Below are 16,880 nucleotides of genomic sequence, written 5' to 3'. Positions count from 1 at the left end.
GCGGCCGGAGGGGCTACTGGTAGCCTGGTCCACTGTGCCTGTCGTGCCCTCTACACGGTGGTCACACCACGCAGTACTCGAAATCCAACGAACCTGAAAAGGCTCTTTCGTGGCGAACATCAAGTCCCAGATCAAGCGGAACAAGACCAACGAGAAGGCGCGCCTGCGTAACAAGGCCGTCAAGTCCGCGGTCAAGACCGCTGTCCGTGCGGCCCGCGAGGCCATCGTCGCCGGTGACGCCGCCAAGGCCACCGCCGCCGTCGCCCTGGCCGGCAAGAAGCTCGACAAGGCCGCCACCAAGGGTGTCCTGCACAAGAACGCCGCCGCCAACAAGAAGTCGGCGCTGGCCAAGCAGGTTGCCGCCCTCAAGGGCTGAAGCCTTTCCGGGGCGTGAGCCCCGGTCCTTCGCCGGCACCGGACCCAGCGGACCCTCTCTACCGCTCCGGTACGGCACCCCGCCGCGCACGGTCGTTCGCCACGCGGGCGCGGCATGAGCCTCACGGCTCGATGAACGAACCCGGGCCCCGGGTCACCCTTTCCCCAAGGGTGACCCGGGGCCTTTGGGGTTTCCGGGGGCTTGATCGTCCTTGATCGCCAAAGGGGCCGGAACATGTTCCGGCCCCTTTGGCGATCAAGGACGATGCCGAGAGAGCGCTCAGCCGCGGCTACGGGCCGCCCTCGCGACGGCGACGACCGCCTTTTCCAGCGCGTACTCCGGATCGTCGCCCCCGCCCTTGACGCCCGCGTCCGCCTCCGCGACGGCGATCAGCGCCGCGGCCACCCCGTCCGCCGACCACCCCCGCATCTGCTGCCGCACCCGGTCGATCTTCCACGGCGGCATCCCGAGATCCCTGGCCAGGTCCCCGGGCCGCGCCCCGCGGGGGGCGGAGGCGAGCTTGCCGATGGCGCGGACGCCCTGGGCGAGCGCGCTCGTGATCAGGACGGGCGCGACGCCCGTGGACATCGACCAGCGCAGCGCCTCCAGCGCCTCGGCGGTCCGCCCCTCCACCGCGCGGTCGGCGACGGTGAAGCTGGAGGCCTCGGCGCGGCCCGTGTAATAGCGGCTGACGACGGCGGCGTCGATCGTGCCGTCGATGTCGGCGACGAGCTGCGCGCAGGCGCTGGCCAGCTCCCGCAGGTCGCTGCCGATCGCATCCACCAGGCTCTGGCAGGCCTCGGGCGTCGCGGAGCGGCCGGCGGCCCGGAACTCGCCCCGCACGAATGCCAGCCGGTCGGCAGGCTTGGTCATCTTGGGGCAGGCGACCTCGCGCGCCCCGGCCTTGCGCGCCGCGTCCAGCAGGCCCTTGCCCTTGGCGCCGCCCGCGTGGAGCAGCACCAGGGTGATCTCCTCGGCGGGCGCGGAGAGATACCCCTTCACGTCCTTGATCGTGTCCGCCGAGAGGTCCTGGGCGTTGCGGACGATCACGACCTTGCGCTCGGCGAAGAGCGAGGGGCTGGTCAGCTCGGCGAGGGTGCCCGGCTGGAGCGCATCGGGGGTGAGGTCGCGGACGTCGGTGTCGGCGTCGGCGGCGCGGGCGGCCGCGACCACCTCCCGGACGGCGCGGTCCAGCAGGAGATCCTCCTGGCCCACGGCGAGCGTGAGGGGGGCGAGCAGATCGTCGGGTGCAGTCTTCCTGGCCATCGTGTCCAGCATCCCACGCGCTACTGACACCTCCCCCCGCGCAGCCGTCCCCCGATATCGCACAATGTGCGTGTGAGCAGCCGTTATCTCTCTTCAGACACCGATTCCGTACGACACCTCCTGGTGCTTCCCGACCGTGACGCCGCCGAGGAGGCGGCCGAGGAGGCCGCCCAGCGCTTCACCCTGGACGAGGACCCGCAGATAGTGCGCGAGGCCCTGGCCGGCGAGGACGACGCCGAGGACGCCCAGTGGCTGGTCGTCCTGGAGGACCCGGAAGGGGAACTCGACCTCGCCGCCCTGCGCGAGCTCGCCGAGGAGTACGACGGCTGGCTCGAAAGGGAGTGACTCACCCCTCCGCGGGGACCGGACCGCCCGCCTGCGCTCCGGCCTCCTGCGGACCGTCCGCCCGCGCCGGGCGTGCCTGCGCCGGGCGTGCCTGCGCCGGGCGTGCCTGCGCCGGGCCCGCCTGAGGTACGCGCTCCAGCTCGATGCCGAAGTGCTCCCGGAAGGCGGGCAGGATCTCCTCCTCCGCCAGCGCCAGCACCTGACGGCCCGTCGGGCCGGTGGTCACCAGGGTGCGGTCGCTGATGGTGACCCGGCCCTCGCCGGCGAGCATCGAGCAGATCACCGCGCGGGTGAAGAGGGACCGGGGCGAGGTGCGGTGCCACCAGCAGCCGCCCTCGAAGTCCGCCAGCTCCCGGGGCCGGCGTTCGAGGCGGTACTGCAGCTCACCGTCCTTGATGACGTCGAGGTCCCCGTCCTCCGCCTCGGCTATCCGGAAGGTCCCGGCGGGGTCGGGCTGCTCCCCCCGCTCGTCGAAGCGCAGCGGGTAGTGGCTGTTCCTGCCGAAGCCGACGTCCACCAGCCACGGCTCCCCGGCGTCGACCTGCAGCGCGAGGTGGTCGAAGGGCGGCCCGAACGAGCCGTCGGGCCCCACCACCCGCCCGGCCAGCAGCGTGACCCGGTAGCCCAGGGCGCTCAGCAGCGCGGCGAAGGCGCCGTTGAGTTCGTAGCAGAATCCGCCGCGCCCGGCGGTCACCTTGGCCACCAGGGCGGCGGGGTCCAGCACGACCTCCTCGCCCAGGTGGACCGAGAGGTTCTCGAAGGGCACCGCCTGCAGGTGGCGGATGTGCAGCTCGCGCAGCGCCTCCAGGTCCGGCGCGGAGGGGCGGGTGACGCCGATACGGCTCAGGTAGGCGTCGACCGCCTCATCGCTGATGATCTTGTCCATGGGTCAGTTATCCCTCAGGCCGGGGCCGATGACATCGGGCTGTGGTCCTGCATCTCTGTGTTCTTGCTCTCCCGTCCCTGCCTTCCTGGGTCTCTCGTTCCTGCCTCAGGGCTCTCCCGTCCCTGCCTCGGGCTCTCCCGTCTGCCTCGGGCTCTCTCGGCCGTGCTCTCCGTCGGCCCGCTGAAGCCCTCGTGACCGCCGCGACCTCCCTCCCCGCGCCCGTCACCGCGACCGGCCCGTCGGCGTCGGTGCGGACGACGGCCGCACCCTGCTCCCGGAGCGCGGCGAGCGTGCGCGGCGACGGGTGCCCGTACGGATTCCCTGCCCCTGCCGAGACGACGGCCAGGCGCGGGCTGACCCTGCGTATCAACTGCGGGTCCTGGTAGGCGGAGCCGTGGTGGGCGACCTTCAGGACGTCCACGGCGGACAGCCCGGGATGCGCCTCCGCGAGGGCCTGCTGAGCGGGCGGTTCGAGATCGCCGAGGAGCAGTGCGGTCAGGCCGCCGCTGCGGACCAGCAGGGCGACGCTGGCGTCGTTGGGGCCCTCCTCCGCCACGGCCGACGTGCCCGCGGGCGGCGGCCACAGCACCTCCCACTCCAGCTCTCCCAGCCTGCCGCGCTCCCCCGGCCGGGCCGTAGTCACGGGCACGTGCGCGCGCCCGGCCTCGCGGCGGACGAAGGCGGCCCGGCCCGGGGGTTCGGCGAGCGACGTCGTCTCGACGGCCCCGACCACGCGCCCGCGCAGCACCCCGGGCAGGCCGTCGACGTGGTCGGCGTGGAAGTGGCTCAGCAGCACCAGCGGCACCCTGTCCACGCCGAGGGCCCGCAGGCACCGGTCGACCGCGCGCGGCTCCGGGCCCGCGTCCACGACCACCGCGCTCCCCTCGCCCGCCGCGAGGACCAGCGCGTCCCCCTGGCCCACGTCGCACGCGGCGAGGCGCCAGCCGGGCGGCGGCCAGCCCGTCACCGCCCGGGTCAGGGGCGCCGGGCGGACGACCGCCACGAGCAGCAGCAGTACACAGCCCGCGCAGGCCCAGGGGCTGCGCAGCAGCCCGCGGGCGGCGAGCACGGCCGCGGCCGTCGCGGCGGCCAGCAGCAGGCCCCCGGCCCAGCCGCCCGGCCAGCCGAGCTCCGCGCCGGGCAGGTCCGCGCCCGTACGGGCCACCGCCGCGGCCCACGAGGCGGGCCAGGAGGCGAGCCACGCGCACCCCTCCGCCACGGCCGGCGCCACGGGGGACGCGGCCATCGCGGCGAAGCCCAGCACCGTGGCGGGCGCGACGGCCGCCTCCGCGAGGAGATTGCAGGGCACCGCCACCAGGCTCACCCGCTCCGCGAGCACCGCGATCACCGGCGCGCAGACGGCCTGCGCCGCGGCGGCCGCGGCCAGCGCCTCGGCCGGGCGCGGCGGCACCCCCCGGCGCCGCAGGGCGGCGCTCCAGTGCGGCGCGAGGGTCAGCAGGGCACCGGTGGCCAGCACCGACAGCAGAAACCCGGGGCTGCGGGCGAGCCAGGGGTCGTAGAGCACGAGCAGCAGGGCGGCGGCCGCGAGGGCGGGCAGCAGGCCGCGCCGGCGGCCCGTGGCGAGGGCGAGCAGCAGCACCAGGCCGCAGGCGGCCGCCCGCAGCACGCTCGGCTCGGGACGGCACACCACGACGAACCCCAGCACAAGCCCCCCGCCCAGCACCGCCGTGGCCCGCAGCGGCACCCCGAGCCGGGCTGCCAGCCCGCGGCGCTCGGCCCGCGCGGCCAGGTGCGGCGGGCCGACGAGCACCGCGAGCAGGATCGCGAGGTTGCTGCCGGAGACGGCCAGCAGGTGCGTCATGCCGGTCGCCCGGAACGCGTCGTCGAGATCCTCCGGAACCCGGGAGGTGTCCCCCACCACCAGCCCGGGAAGCAGCGCCCGGGCGTCCGGCTCCAGCCCGTCCGTGGCGTCCCGCAGCCCGGCGCGGAACCGGGCCGCGACCCGCTGGACCGCGTCGGGCCCCGCGACGACGGCGGGCGGCTCGCGGCCACTGATCCGCAGGACCGCGGCGGGCGGGGGCCCCGAGCCCGCCGCCCGCGACGGCAGGGCCAGGCGCCCCTCGGCCCGGACCCGGGTGGAGGGCAGCAGCCCGGCCCAGGAAGGCGGCGCGATCAGCAGGACAGGCGTACGGACGGCGGTGCTGACGCGCCCGGCGGTGACCTTGGTGGCCTCGGCCCCGATCACGACCGCCGGCGCCGCATGGACCGCACCCCGCGCGCGGGGACGCGTGGCCCTGGGATCGGCGGTGACGGTGGCCTCAACAGCGACGTCGGCCTGCCTGCGAGCCAGCCCGGGCAACGGCCCCCGGCGAACGTCGGCACCGTGCAGGGCGGCCACCGCCGCACCGGCGACGGCACACAACAGGACGGCGGCAAGGGCGACGACGACCCCGCGCCCCGGACCTCGCGAACTGCTCGCAGGCAAACCGCCTCCGGGGCCCGCCGCGCCACCCCGCCCCCTACTCGCGCCCAGCACGCCCACCACGAGCGCACCGGCCGCCAGCACCCCTGCCCCCGCCGCCAGGGCGACCGTCCACCCCGACGCCGTCAGGGCCGCGGCGGCTGCCGCCCACGCCGCCAGCGCGGGCGCGATCAGCCTCAGGTCCGGCGGGCCCTCGTCGCGGGCCGCCGGTGGGGCTTCGGGCGGCGGCGGGCCGGTGCCGGTGGCGGGCGTCATGGCTGCACCAGAGGGCGGAGGTCGGTGAAGCGGCGGCTGCCGATGCCGTTGACCCGGCGCAGTTCTTCGACGGAGCGGAAACCGCCGTGCTGCGCGCGGTAGTCGAGGATGTGCCGGGCGAGGACGGGCCCGACGCCCGGCAGGGCGTCCAGCTGCTCGGCCGTCGCCGCGTTCAGGCTCAGCGGCGCGCCGGGCGCCGGTCCTCCCGGGACCGCCGGGGCTCCCGCAGCCGCCGGAGCCCCGGCGGCCGCCGAAGATCCGGGGAACCCCGGAGCGGCCGTGGCCCCCGGCGCGCCCACCACGATCTGCTCGCCGTCCACGAGGACGCGCGCCCGGTTGATGCCCGTCGTGTCCGCCCCCGGCCGGGCTCCCCCGGCCGCGGCCAGCGCATCGGCCACCCTCGATCCGGGCGGCAGGCGCAGCACGCCGGGCCTGCGGACCTTCCCCGCCACGTCCACCACCACCGCCCCGCCCGTACGGGCCGCCGAGGGCGCGACCGGCGCGGGAACGGGCTGCGAGGACGGCGGGGCGGCCGCCGCGGCCGGCGTCTCCCGTACGGGCACCCGCACGGTCTGCGGGCGCCCGGTCAGGAAGTGGTACGCGGCGAAGGCGCACGCAGCGACCAGCACGACCGTCAGCGCCGCGAGCGTCCTCGGCTCGATGCCGCACCGCAGCTGCGCCCACAGCGGCAGCCGCTCCCGCAGCGCGAGCCGCCAACTCCCCTCCAGGCGAGGGGCCTTCGAGCCGCCGGGCCCTTCCCCGGCCGAGGCTGGCCCCGCCGACCGCCCCGGAAACAGCTCCCCCGCCCGCTCCCGCAGCGAAGGGCCGCCGGGCTCAACTGCCGCATTCCTCGGGCGATCCGTCATGCGCAAGACCGTAGAGCGATCCGCCCGATCCCGCTCGGACGGCTCGATTCCCGTGGATATCCCGGCAGTTGTGGATAACTCCGTCACCCATCAGGGGGGAGAAACCAAGGACAAAGGAGCCGCGGGCCCCTACTTCGGCGCCACCACCACGCCCAGCAGCCCCGGCCCGGTGTGCGCCCCGATGACCGCGCCCACCTCGCTGACGTGCAGCTCGTCCAGCGCCGGCAGCCGTTCCCGCAGCCGGTCGGCCAGCAGGGTCGCACGGTCGGGGGCGGCCAGGTGGTGGACGGCGATGTCGACGGGGGCCGCGCCCGCGCGCTCCACCGCGATCTCCTCCAGCCGGGCGATGGCCTTGGACGCCGTGCGCACCTTCTCGCGCAGCTCGATGCGGCCGCCGTCCAGCTGCAGCAGCGGTTTGACGGCGAGCGCCGAGCCCAGCAGGGCCTGGGCCGCGCCGATGCGGCCGCCCCGCCGGAGGTAGTCGAGGGTGTCGACGTAGAAGAAGGTGGCCGTGCCCTGGGCCCGCTTCTCCGCGGCGGCGACGGCCTCGTCGAGGGTGCCGCCGGCGTCCGCCGTCTCGGCGGCGGCCAGTGCGCAGAAACCGAGGGCCATGGCGACCAGGCCGGTGTCCACGACCCGCACCGGCACCGGCGCCTCGCGCGCCGCGAGGACCGCCGCGTCGTACGTGCCGGAGAACTCGGCCGACAGGTGCAGCGAGACGATGCCCCGCGCGCCGGCCTCGGCCGCCGCGCGGTACGCGGCCGCGAAGACCTCGGGGCCGGGCCGGGAAGTGGTCACCGACCTGCGCTTCTGCAGCGCCTGGGCCACACTGCGGGCCGAGATCTCGGTGCCCTCTTCGAGCGCTTCGTCGCCCAGGACGACGGTCAGCGGTACGGCGGTGATGCTGTGCCGCTCCATCGCCCGCTGCGGCAGATAGGCCGTTGAATCAGTAATGACAGCGACATGGCGGGACATGTTCCGGAGATTACCCGCAGGGGCGCTCCGACGGCAGTACGGGCCCCGTACAGGTGATCATCTCGCGGGACCGCCGGACAGCGGAAGCCCGCATGGGGTACACGCACGAGGCACGCTCAGAGCGCACCCGCAGGGCGCACCGGGGGACGGGCAGGTCGCCGCGGCCTCCTCCGCGTCAACGGCGCCCCGGACCGATCAGGTGGTGCTCTCCGGGCGGCTCGTCTTCTGCCAGGAGTAGCCCGGCTGCCGCCATCCGTCCCGATCCCGCCCGGTGATCGCCCGAGGCTCGGCCCCGGGCTCGGTCCGCTCCCCCGCCGGCGCTCCGGCGCCCGGCGCCGCGGCCGGTTCCCCGGCCGGCGCACCCGCCGCAGCCGGAGCTGCCGCACCCGCCGGACCCGGCGCACCCGGCGCCCCGGCCACCGGCTCGTCGCTCCAGTGCCGCAGCGCCCCCGCCTCCATGCGGATCTGGCCGCTCAGCGTCTCCAGGTCGTCCTCGGCGAAGCGCCGGGCGCGGTCCTGGGCGGCGAAGCGCAGGGAGTCCGCCGAGTCCTTGACGCGGGCCGTGCGCTCGCGGAGCTCGGGCAGGCAGGCCGCGAGGCGGGCCTTGTCCGGCTCGTTCTCCAGGCGCTTGAGCTCGTCGTCCAGCTCGTGGCCGTGGGCGCTGAGCCGCTGGAAGAGGGCGAGCGCCTCGGACAGCGAGGCGTCGTCGGGCGCGGCGCTCTGCAGGGCGTCCTGCGTGGCGCGCATCGACGTGCGCAGGGACAGGCGCAGCTGGGCGACCTCCCCGGCCGGTCCCGGCTGGGCGAACTGCCGGGCCTTCAGCCGGGTGTCCTCGACCGTGCGGCGCGCCTGGCCGACGGTGCGGTCCACTCCGCGCTTGACCGCCCGGGCCGTCCTGACCGTGGCGATCACCCCGAGTGCGACGAGGACCGCGAAGATCAGTACGACGATCACGGCCACGGCTTCCATGACGCTCCTCGGCTGGGGGGGACGACAGCTTTCCCTACGGTTTTTTTGCTACGTCTCCACCGTAAACGGCACGGGCAGGCCAGGGGTTCCGAACGAACCCCCAACCTGCCCGTAGGGAAGAACCCTCAGGAGGCCGGACCGGACCTTACGCCGGGACGATGTTCACCAGCTTCGGCGCCCGCACGATGACCTTGCGGATGCCCGCACCGCCCAGCGCCGCGACGACCGCCGGGTCGCCCAGCGCCACCTTCTCCAGCTCCTCGTCGGAGATGGACGGCGGGACCTCCAGCCGCGCCTTGACCTTGCCCTTGATCTGGACGACGCAGGTCACGGCCTCGTCGACCAGGTAGGCGGGGTCGGCGACGGGGAAGTCCGCGTGCACCACGGAGCCGGAGCGGCCGAGCTTGTGCCACAGCTCCTCGGCGATGTGCGGGGCCAGCGGCGCGATCAGCAGCACCATGGCCTCGGCGACGGACCGCGGGACCTCGCTCAGCTTGGTCACGTGGTTGTTGAGCTCGGTGATCTTGGCGATGGCGGTGTTGAAGCGCAGGTTCGCCAGGTCCTGGCCGACGCCGTCGATCGCCTTGTGCAGGGCGCGCAGCGTGGCCTCGTCGGCCTCGGCGTCCACGACGGTCACCTCGCCGGTGGCCTCGTCGATCACGTTGCGCCACAGGCGCTGCAGCAGGCGGTACTGGCCGACGACGGCGCGGGTGTCCCACGGGCGGGAGACGTCCAGCGGGCCCATCGCCATCTCGTACAGGCGCAGGGTGTCGGCACCGTACTCGGAGCAGATCTCGTCCGGCGTGACGGCGTTCTTCAGGGACTTGCCCATCTTGCCGAGCAGCCGGCTGACCTTCTCGCCCTGGTAGTAGTACGCGCCGCCGCGCTCCTCCACCTCGGCGGCGGGGACGGCGATGCCGCGGGCGTCGCGGTAGACGTACGCCTGGATCATGCCCTGGTTGTAGAGCTTGTGGAACGGCTCGGCCGAGGAGATGTGCCCCAGGTCGAAGAGGATCTTGGACCAGAAGCGGGCGTACAGCAGGTGCAGCACGGCGTGCTCGGCACCGCCGACGTACAGGTCGACGCCGCCGTGCGGCCGGCCCTCGCCCGGGCCCATCCAGTACTGCTCGGCCTCGGCGGAGACCAGCTGCTCGTCGTTGTGCGGGTCGAGGTAGCGCAGCTCGTACCAGCAGGAGCCCGCCCAGTTGGGCATGGTGTTGGTCTCGCGGCGGTAGCGCTTGGGGCCGTCGCCGAGGTCCAGCGTGACGTTGACCCACTCCTCGTTGCGGGAGAGCGGGGTCTCGGGCTCGGTGTCGGCGTCGTCGGGCTCGAAGGTGCGCGGCGAGTAGTCCTCGACCTCGGGCAGCTCCAGCGGCAGCATCGACTCGGGCAGCGAGTGGGCGACGCCCTGCTCGTCGTAGACGATCGGGAAGGGCTCGCCCCAGTAGCGCTGGCGGCTGAACAGCCAGTCGCGCAGGCGGAAGTTGACGGTGGCCTCGCCGATGCCCTGCTCCGTCAGCCACTCGGCCATGCGGGTCTTCGCCTCGGTGACGACCAGGCCGTCCAGGGAGATGCCCTCGCCGGCCGAGTTGATGATCTCGGCGTCGTACGAGTCGAAGGACTCCGCCCACGTGGACGGGTCGGTGCCGCGGTCGTCGGCCGGCTGCACGACGCAGTGCATCGGCAGGTCGAAGGCGCGCGCGAAGGCGAAGTCGCGGCTGTCGTGGGCGGGGACGGCCATGATCGCGCCGGTGCCGTAGCCCATCAGCACGTAGTCGGCGGTGAAGACGGGCAGCTTCTCGCCGTTGGCCGGGTTGATCGCGTAGACGCCGGTGAAGACGCCGGTCTTCTCCTTGGCGTCGGCCTGCCGCTCGACGTCGGACTTGGCGGCGGCCTCCTTGCGGTAGGCGGCGACGGCCTCGGCCGGGGTGGCGTGCCCGCCGGTCCAGTCCTCGTGCGTGCCCTCGGGCCAGGCGGCCGGGACGACCGAGCGGTGGGCCTCGTCCTCGGTGACGAGCTGGTGCTCGGGGGCGACGACCAGGTACGTGGCGCCGAAGAGGGTGTCCTGGCGCGTGGTGAAGACGGTGACCTTGGCGTCCGCGTGGCCCTCGACGGCGAAGTCGACGCGGGCGCCGACGCTGCGGCCGATCCAGTTGCGCTGCTGGAGCTTGATGGCCTCGGGCCAGTCCAGGGCGTCCAGGTCCTCCAGCAGGCGGTCCGCGTAGGCGGTGATCCGCATGTTCCACTGGCGCAGCTTGGACTTGAAGACGGGGAAGTTGCCGCGCTCGGAGCGGCCGTCGGCGGTGACCTCCTCGTTGGCCAGGACGGTGCCCAGGCCGGGGCACCAGTTGACCGGCGCGTCGGAGGCGTAGGCCAGGCGGTAGCCGCCCAGGACGTCCTCGCGCTCGACCGCGCTCAGCTCGCCCCACGCGCGCGTGCCCGGAACCTCACGCCGCCCGCTCTCGAACTGCGCGATCAGCTCGCTGATCGGGCGGGCCTTCTTCGCCTCCTCGTCGTACCAGGAGTTGAAGATCTGCAGGAAGATCCACTGGGTCCACTTGTAGTAGGCCGGGTCGATCGTCTCGAACGAGCGGCGCTTGTCGTGGCCCAGGCCCAGGCGGCGCAGCTGCGCCTTCATGTTGACGATGTTGGCCTCGGTGGAGACCCGCGGGTGCGTGCCGGTCTGCACGGCGTACTGCTCGGCGGGCAGGCCGAAGGCGTCGAAGCCCAGGGTGTGCAGGACGTTGTGGCCGGTCATGCGGTGGTGGCGCGCGTAGACGTCGGTGGCGATGTAGCCGAGCGGGTGGCCGACGTGCAGGCCCGCACCCGAGGGGTACGGGAACATGTCCATGATGAACTTCTTGGGACGGGCCACGACGGCGGGGTCGCCCGCCAGGTCACCGGTGGGGTTGGGCGCCTCGTAGGTGCCGTCGGCGTCCCAGAAGTCCTGCCAGCGTGCCTCGATGTCGGCGGCCAGCGCGGCCGTGTAGCGGTGCGGGGCAGCCACCTCGGCGGCGGTGTTGGTCTCGCTCATCGTCCTCAAAGCTCCATCGATCGTCGTCGTCTCTACCTGCGGCACCTGCGGAAATGAAAAATCCCCTCGCACAGGAGGGGACGCCGCGCCGATGCCGACCGTGGTCACCGGTCGGTGCTGATCAGCGCGGCCCGCTAAGCAGAAGGCGTACGGCACGCATGGGGTCAGGTTACCGCAGGGGCCGAAGGCACCGCATCGAGGTTCGGGCCCGGGTACGGCTGCGCCGAACGAACCGACGTTAGCAGTGGTGAGACCCCTCGCGCCGGGGTTGCGCGAAGCGGACCGCACGCCGCCGGTGGGCTCCCTACGGTGCCGTGCCATGGACCTCCTCGACTTCCCCGACCGCACCGGTGGCGTCCTCGACCCGGCTCAGCCCGCCGCGACGGTGGTCCGGAGGCGCATAGGGGCGGGCCGGCCGCGGCCGGGCGCCCCGGGCCGGGCCCGGTGAGCGCCGCGCTCCCCGAGCAGCCGGCGGTCCTCTCCCTGGGGCCGCCGCGCCTGCTGGCCGGGCTGGACAGGGCGGCCCGGCTGGACCGCAGCGCGCACCTGTCGGTGCACGGGTCGCTGCCCGGGCACACCGAGGAACAGCTGGCTGCGCTCGCGGAGGCGGTCGCACTGCGCGGCCGCGGAGGCGCGGGCTTCCCGTTCGCGCAGAAGCTGCGGGCGGTCGGGCGGACGGCACAGCGGCGCGGCGCCCGCCCCGCGGTGGTGGTCAACGGCTGCGAGGGCGATCCGGCCTGCCGCAAGGACGCCGTGCTGCTCGGCCGGGCGCCGCACCTGGTGCTGGACGGGGCGCTGCTGGCCGCGGCCGCCCTCGGCGCCGGCTCGGTGGTGGTCGGGGTGACCCGGGCGACGGCCGAGGCCTCGGTGCGGGAGGCGCTCGCCGAGCGGGGCCTCACCGACCGGCACGGGCGGCCCGGGCGCGGCCTGTCCGTGCGCGCCCGGGTGGTGCGGCTGCCCGAGCGGCTGGTCTCGGGCGAGTCCTCGGCGCTGCTGCGGGCCGCCGACGGAGGGCCGCCGCTGCCGCCCGGGCGGCACGGCAGGGCCTCGCGGGAGGGGCTGGGCGGGGCGCCGACGCTGCTGTCCAACGCCGAGACCTACGCCCAACTCGCCCTCGCCGCCCGCCTGGGCGCGGAGGGCTATGCGGCCGCGGGCACCGCGGGCGAGCCCGGCACCGTGCTGCTGACCGTCTCGGGCGCGGTGCCGGAGCCGCAGGTCGTGGAGGCGCCGAGCGGGGTGCCGCTCGCCTCCGTCCTGGCGGCCTGCGGCGCCGCCCCGGCGCCGCAGGCGGTGCTGACCGGCGGCTACCACGGCGCGTGGCTGGACGCGGCGACGGCGGCCGCGGCCCCGGTGTCGTACGAGGGCCTGGCCGCCCGCGGCGGGGCGCTCGGGGCGGGGGCCGTGCTGCCGCTGCCCGCGGACACCTGCCCGCTGGGCGAGACCGTACGGGTCGCGCACTGGCTGGCCGCCGAGTCGGCCGGGCAGTGCGGGCCGTGCCGGCTCGGGCTGCCCACGCTCGCCGGGGCCCTGGCGGACGTCACGGCCGGCGGCGGGCAGGGTGCGCTGGAGGCCGTGCGGGAGGCCGCCGGGGCGGTGCGGGGGCGCGGGGCCTGCGGGCATCCGGACGGTGCCGCGCGGTTCGTCCTGAGCGCGCTGGCGGCCTTCACGGACGACCTCGCGGCACACGTCCTGGGCGCCGGCTGCGGGCGCCCGACGGCCGGGGTGCTGCCGCTGCCCGCGTCCGGCGGCCCGGACGCCGTCACCGGCGCCCCGCGCCGCGTGGAGCGGCTCGCGGTGGACTGGACGCTGTGCAAGGGACACGGGCTGTGCGCGGACCTGCTGCCGCAGCTCGTCCGCACCGGACCGGACGGCTATCCCGCGCTCGCGGACGCGGGGGTCCCGGACCATCTGCGGGACCGGGCGCAGCGGGCCGTGCGGCGCTGCCCCGCGCTGGCCCTCCGGCTGGACAAGGAGCGTTAGCCGCCGGACAGCCCGCAGCCGGTAGCCGGTAGCCGGGTTGCGGAAACGAAAAAGCGGGCCGTCCGTTTCCGGACGACCCGCTTATTTCCTGTGGAGCTAAGGAGAATTGAACTCCTGACCTCCTGCATGCCATGCAGGCGCTCTACCAACTGAGCTATAGCCCCGTGTTCTGTTTTCACCGGGTCCGGTTCGGGTTGTTTCCCTTGCCGTTTCCCCCGGCGACATCGACAACATTACACGGAGACCCCCGCCACCTGCCAAATCGGCCGCCCGCCACCACAGCAAACCTGGGCGAATGGGATAACATCGCCCACTATTCGCCCGATTTGTCGCCTGTGAAACCGGAGCGCTCCTCGTGCCAGCCCGGCCCGGCCGCCCCGGCCGCCGCAGCACCCTGGCCGCCGCCGCGGGCTGTCTGGTCTCCTTCTGCCTCTTCCTGCTGGCCCAGCGGGCCTCCCACGTCACCTCCATCGACGTCCTCGTCTACCGCGCCGAAGGCTGGACCGTCCGCACCGGCGGCGACCTCTACGCGATGCGCGCCACGCACCGCGGCCTGCCCGCCACCTACCCGCCCTTCGCGGCGCTCCTGTTCACCGCGCTGACCCTGCCCGGCACGACCGCGCTGCGCGTCCTCACCGAGCTCGCCAACCTCGGCCTGCTGCTCGCCCTCGTCCACCTCTCCCTGCGGCTCGTCGACGTCCGCCCGCGCGCCGCCCTGACGCTCACGGCGGCCGCCTTGTGCGTCTGGTGCGAGCCCGTGTGGCAGACCCTGCGCAACGGGCAGATCAACCTCCTCGTCGTCGTCCTGGTGCTGTGGGACCTGACGCGCCCCGCGACCCACCGCTGGGCGGGCCTGGGCACCGGCCTCGCGACGGGCATCAAGCTCACCCCCGCCCTGTTCGTCGTCCACCTGGCGGCGACCGGCCTCGCCCGGCGCACGGCCGGGGCGGGCACAGGGCGCGGCGCGGGCCCGGGGGACGCGGGGCCGTGGCTGCGCCGGGCGGCCGTCGCCACCGCCGCCTTCGCCGGCACGGCGGTCCTCGCCGCACTGGCTCTCCCCTACGACTCGCGCCGCTTCTGGACGGACGCCGTCTTCGCCACCGAGCGGGTCGGCCACGCCGAGGACACCGCCAACCAGTCGCTGCGCGGCGTCCTCGCCCGGCTGCTGCACACCGGCGACCCCGGGCCGTGGTGGGCGGTCACGGCGCTGGCCGTCACCGTGCTCGGCCTCGCGGTCGCGGTCCGGACGCAGCGGCGCGGGCCGCGGGCGACCGCCTGGGGCGCCCTCTCCTGCGCCGCCACCGCACTGCTCGTCAGCCCCGTCTCCTGGTCGCACCACTGGGTGTGGTGCGTACCGGCCGGGCTGCTGCTCGTCCGCGAGGCGGCCGCCCGCGGCAGCCGCGCCTGGTGGGCGGGCACCGCGGTGGCCGCCGTGCTGTTCTGCTCCTACGCGCTGTGGCGGGTCCCCCACGACGTGCAGACCCGGCCCGAACTCCGCCAGAGCGGCGGCCGGATGCTGCTCTCCGCCGGCTACCCGGCGGCCGGGGCGGCCTTCCTCGCCGCGGCCGCCCTCCGGACCGCGGGCGCCGGGCCGGACCGCCCGGCGGGGGACGGCGGTCTCAGCGACCGTGACCCCCGTGCCCTCCGTGACCCCCGTGGCCGCCGTGCTCCCCGTGATGGAACTTCAGCACTTCACCCGGCATCACCACGAACGGGCGCATCATCCCCATGTCCTCGTGCTCCAGCAGGTGGCAGTGGTACATGAACCGGCCCCGCGCCCCGCGGAAGCGGCCGATCACGTTGACCATCTGTCCGGCCGGCACCTGGATCACGTCCTTCCAGCCCGCGTCGCCCTCCGACACCGGCGCCCGGCCCCCGAACTCCAGCGGCGCGCGCGTGCCGCCCAGGGCGACGTCGAAGGGGCTCTGCGGGCCCGCGGGGTAGAGGTCGCGGCTGAGGACCTGAAAGTCGATCAGGTGGATGTGCATCGGGTGCGTCGGGCCGCCCAGGTTCAGGAAGCTCCACTGCTCCCAGCCGTCGTAGGTGACCATGAAGCCGAGGGCGTCGTCGAAGCTCTGGGCGGCCCTGCGGTACGTCCGCAGCTTGCCGTCCGCGCCCTTGACCTGGATCACCCCCGCGCCCGGGATCTGCACGTCCCCCGGCTCCACCTTCTGCATCTCCCACATGCCCGGGTGGGCGTTCCCGGCCGAGCCCGGCGGGACGAGGGCGATCAGCCGGTGCTCGTGCTCGGGCACCGTGTCGTGGGTGAGCCGCTCGAAGGAGCTGGAGATCACCGACGGCAGCACGAAGGGGTCGCACTCCTCCTCGTCCGCCACCCGGAACTCCATGACCTGCGGGTACGGCACGCCCGGGGCCTCGTTGACCAGCCGGACGCGGCGGCCCCGCAGCCGCCCGAAGTCGATCAGCAGGTCCATGCGCTCGGCGGGCGCCACGGACAGCGGCCCGTCCAGCGGCAGCGGCCGCGGCAGCAGCCCGCCGTCCGTGCCGATCTGCCAGGCCGCCCCCTGCACCGGCGCACCGGTCTCCGCGTCGACCAGCCGCAGCGCGTAGGTCCGCGCGTTGGAGGCGTTGAGCAGCCGGAAGCGGTACCACCGGGCCGTCACGTCCAGGTAGGGCCAGATGACGCCGTTGACAAGGGTGTACGGGCCGTTGAAGGAGCGGGTGACGTTCTTGCCGTGGGCGTCCTTGCCGACGATCACGGTCTTGTGGAGCAGCCGGCCGGTCAGCTTGCCGTCCGGGTCCTGGTCGAGGTTGCGGTCCTGGACGATCAGCGGGATCTCGCGCTCGCCCGAGGGCAGGTGCAGCGCGTCCTCCTCGGCGTCCCGGACGAGGTACATCCCCGCCAGGCCGGCGAAGACGTTCCAGCGGGTGATGTCCATGGCGTGGTCGTGGTACCACCAGGCGACCGCGCGGTGGTCGTTGGGATATTCGGAGAGCTGGCTGTCGCCCGGCGAGACGGCGTTCTCCGACCAGCCGTCGTTGCCGCCGCCGGTGGGCGCGCCGTGCAGGTGCGTCACCGTCCAGGCGGGCAGCGCCGCGACGTCGGCCAGCGGTACGGCGCCGCTGCGGCCGGGCACGCTGTCGGGCGCCGGGGCGCCGGGCACCTGCGCCGCCTCCACGGCGGTCACCGGATGGGGGCCGGTGAGGCGGTTGCTCCAGGTGATGCGCAACCGGCGGCCGCGGCGCACCTCGATCGTCGGCCCCGGGACGTGGCCCTCGTAGGCCCATACGCGGGTGGGCGGCAGCTGCGAGTGCAGCCGGACCCAGGTGGCGGTCTGTTCGATCTCGATGCCGCGGAGCGCTTCGGTCCGGCCGGGACGCAGCACCGGCGGGACGCGCAGGGCGTCGAGAAAGGGTGTGAGTTCGGCCACGGCCTCTTCGGAGCCGGCCGGGCCGATGACAGTTTCGGTCACGCGGTGTCCTCCGCATGCTTCCCCCGTGCCGCCGGCCGTTCCCGGCGGCAG

12 protein-coding genes, 1 tRNA gene and 1 pseudogene are annotated in these 16,880 nt (G+C 74.8%); 5 read left to right on the top strand and 9 right to left on the bottom strand.

All coding sequences use genetic code 11. From position 1 onward, the window contains the following. The first annotated feature begins 109 nt into the window (after positions 1-109). Positions 110-376 (top strand): 30S ribosomal protein S20, encoded by a 267-nt coding sequence (rpsT, locus tag NQU55_RS09105; protein WP_168097138.1) that lies wholly within the window; start codon positions 110-112, stop codon positions 374-376. 279 nt (positions 377-655) lie between these two features. Here the strand turns inward: rpsT and holA are convergent, their stop codons facing one another. Then, positions 656-1,642 (bottom strand): DNA polymerase III subunit delta, encoded by a 987-nt coding sequence (gene holA / locus NQU55_RS09100; protein WP_168096381.1) that lies wholly within the window; start codon positions 1,640-1,642, stop codon positions 656-658. A 72-nt stretch (positions 1,643-1,714) separates the two neighbouring features. Between holA and NQU55_RS09095 the strand changes: the two genes are divergently transcribed. Continuing rightward, entirely contained in the window at positions 1,715-1,987 is a 273-nt protein-coding gene (locus NQU55_RS09095) for a hypothetical protein (RefSeq protein ID WP_168096382.1), read from the top strand. Position 1,988: 1 nt separating this feature from the next. On the opposite strand, the gene NQU55_RS09090 is transcribed toward NQU55_RS09095, so the two are convergent. The 6 genes from NQU55_RS09090 to NQU55_RS09065 all read right to left on the bottom strand — a co-directional run bounded on the left by NQU55_RS09090 (position 1,989) and on the right by NQU55_RS09065 (position 11,415). Next, entirely contained in the window at positions 1,989-2,873 is an 885-nt protein-coding gene (locus NQU55_RS09090) for an arylamine N-acetyltransferase family protein (protein WP_168096383.1), read from the bottom strand. A 7-nt stretch (positions 2,874-2,880) separates the two neighbouring features. Continuing rightward, on the bottom strand, positions 2,881-5,571 hold the full coding sequence (locus NQU55_RS09085; RefSeq protein ID WP_256790221.1) for a ComEC/Rec2 family competence protein: 2,691 nt from the start codon (positions 5,569-5,571) through the stop codon (positions 2,881-2,883). Further along, positions 5,568-6,437, bottom strand: coding sequence for a ComEA family DNA-binding protein (locus tag NQU55_RS09080; protein WP_168094592.1), 870 nt, complete (start codon positions 6,435-6,437; stop codon positions 5,568-5,570). The genes NQU55_RS09085 and NQU55_RS09080 overlap by 4 nt, the downstream gene beginning before the upstream one ends. Positions 6,438-6,566: 129 nt before the next feature. Then, the gene (locus NQU55_RS09075) at positions 6,567-7,412 is read right to left on the bottom strand and encodes a DegV family protein (protein WP_168094593.1); all 846 of its coding nucleotides are present in this window, start codon (positions 7,410-7,412) and stop codon (positions 6,567-6,569) included. 195 nt (positions 7,413-7,607) lie between these two features. After that, on the bottom strand, positions 7,608-8,381 hold the full coding sequence (locus tag NQU55_RS09070) for a hypothetical protein (protein ID WP_168094594.1): 774 nt from the start codon (positions 8,379-8,381) through the stop codon (positions 7,608-7,610). 145 nt (positions 8,382-8,526) lie between these two features. Further along, positions 8,527-11,415: a leucine--tRNA ligase gene (locus tag NQU55_RS09065; protein ID WP_168094595.1), complete on the bottom strand. Its 2,889-nt coding sequence runs from the start codon at positions 11,413-11,415 to the stop codon at positions 8,527-8,529. A gap of 319 nt (positions 11,416-11,734) precedes the next feature. On the opposite strand from NQU55_RS09065, the gene NQU55_RS09060 reads away from it, so the two are divergent. Next, the gene (locus NQU55_RS09060) at positions 11,735-11,863 is read left to right on the top strand and encodes a hypothetical protein (RefSeq protein WP_256790220.1); all 129 of its coding nucleotides are present in this window, start codon (positions 11,735-11,737) and stop codon (positions 11,861-11,863) included. Further along, complete coding sequence (locus NQU55_RS09055; protein ID WP_168094596.1) at positions 11,860-13,395, top strand: NADH-ubiquinone oxidoreductase-F iron-sulfur binding region domain-containing protein; 1,536 nt, start codon at positions 11,860-11,862, stop codon at positions 13,393-13,395. The genes NQU55_RS09060 and NQU55_RS09055 overlap by 4 nt, the downstream gene beginning before the upstream one ends. 91 nt (positions 13,396-13,486) lie before the next feature. Here NQU55_RS09055 and NQU55_RS09050 read toward each other — a convergent pair. Next, positions 13,487-13,559 (bottom strand) — tRNA-Ala (locus NQU55_RS09050). A gap of 191 nt (positions 13,560-13,750) precedes the next feature. Between NQU55_RS09050 and NQU55_RS09045 the strand changes: the two genes are divergently transcribed. After that, complete coding sequence (locus NQU55_RS09045; protein ID WP_256790219.1) at positions 13,751-15,160, top strand: glycosyltransferase 87 family protein; 1,410 nt, start codon at positions 13,751-13,753, stop codon at positions 15,158-15,160. On the opposite strand, the pseudogene phsA reads toward NQU55_RS09045, so the two are convergent. Continuing rightward, positions 15,126-16,742 (bottom strand): annotated as a pseudogene (gene phsA / locus NQU55_RS09040) (O-aminophenol oxidase PhsA); the annotation flags it as partial. The gene NQU55_RS09045 and the pseudogene phsA sit on opposite strands and share 35 nt — an antisense overlap. Positions 16,743-16,880 lie beyond the last annotated feature (138 nt).

Origin of the sequence: Streptomyces telluris, from assembly GCF_024519335.1 — a bacterium.
Taxonomy (GTDB): Bacteria; Actinomycetota; Actinomycetes; order Streptomycetales; family Streptomycetaceae; genus Streptomyces; species Streptomyces telluris.
Note: the sequence above shows the minus strand (reverse complement) of the source record. Positions and strands in the feature narration are given on the sequence as shown.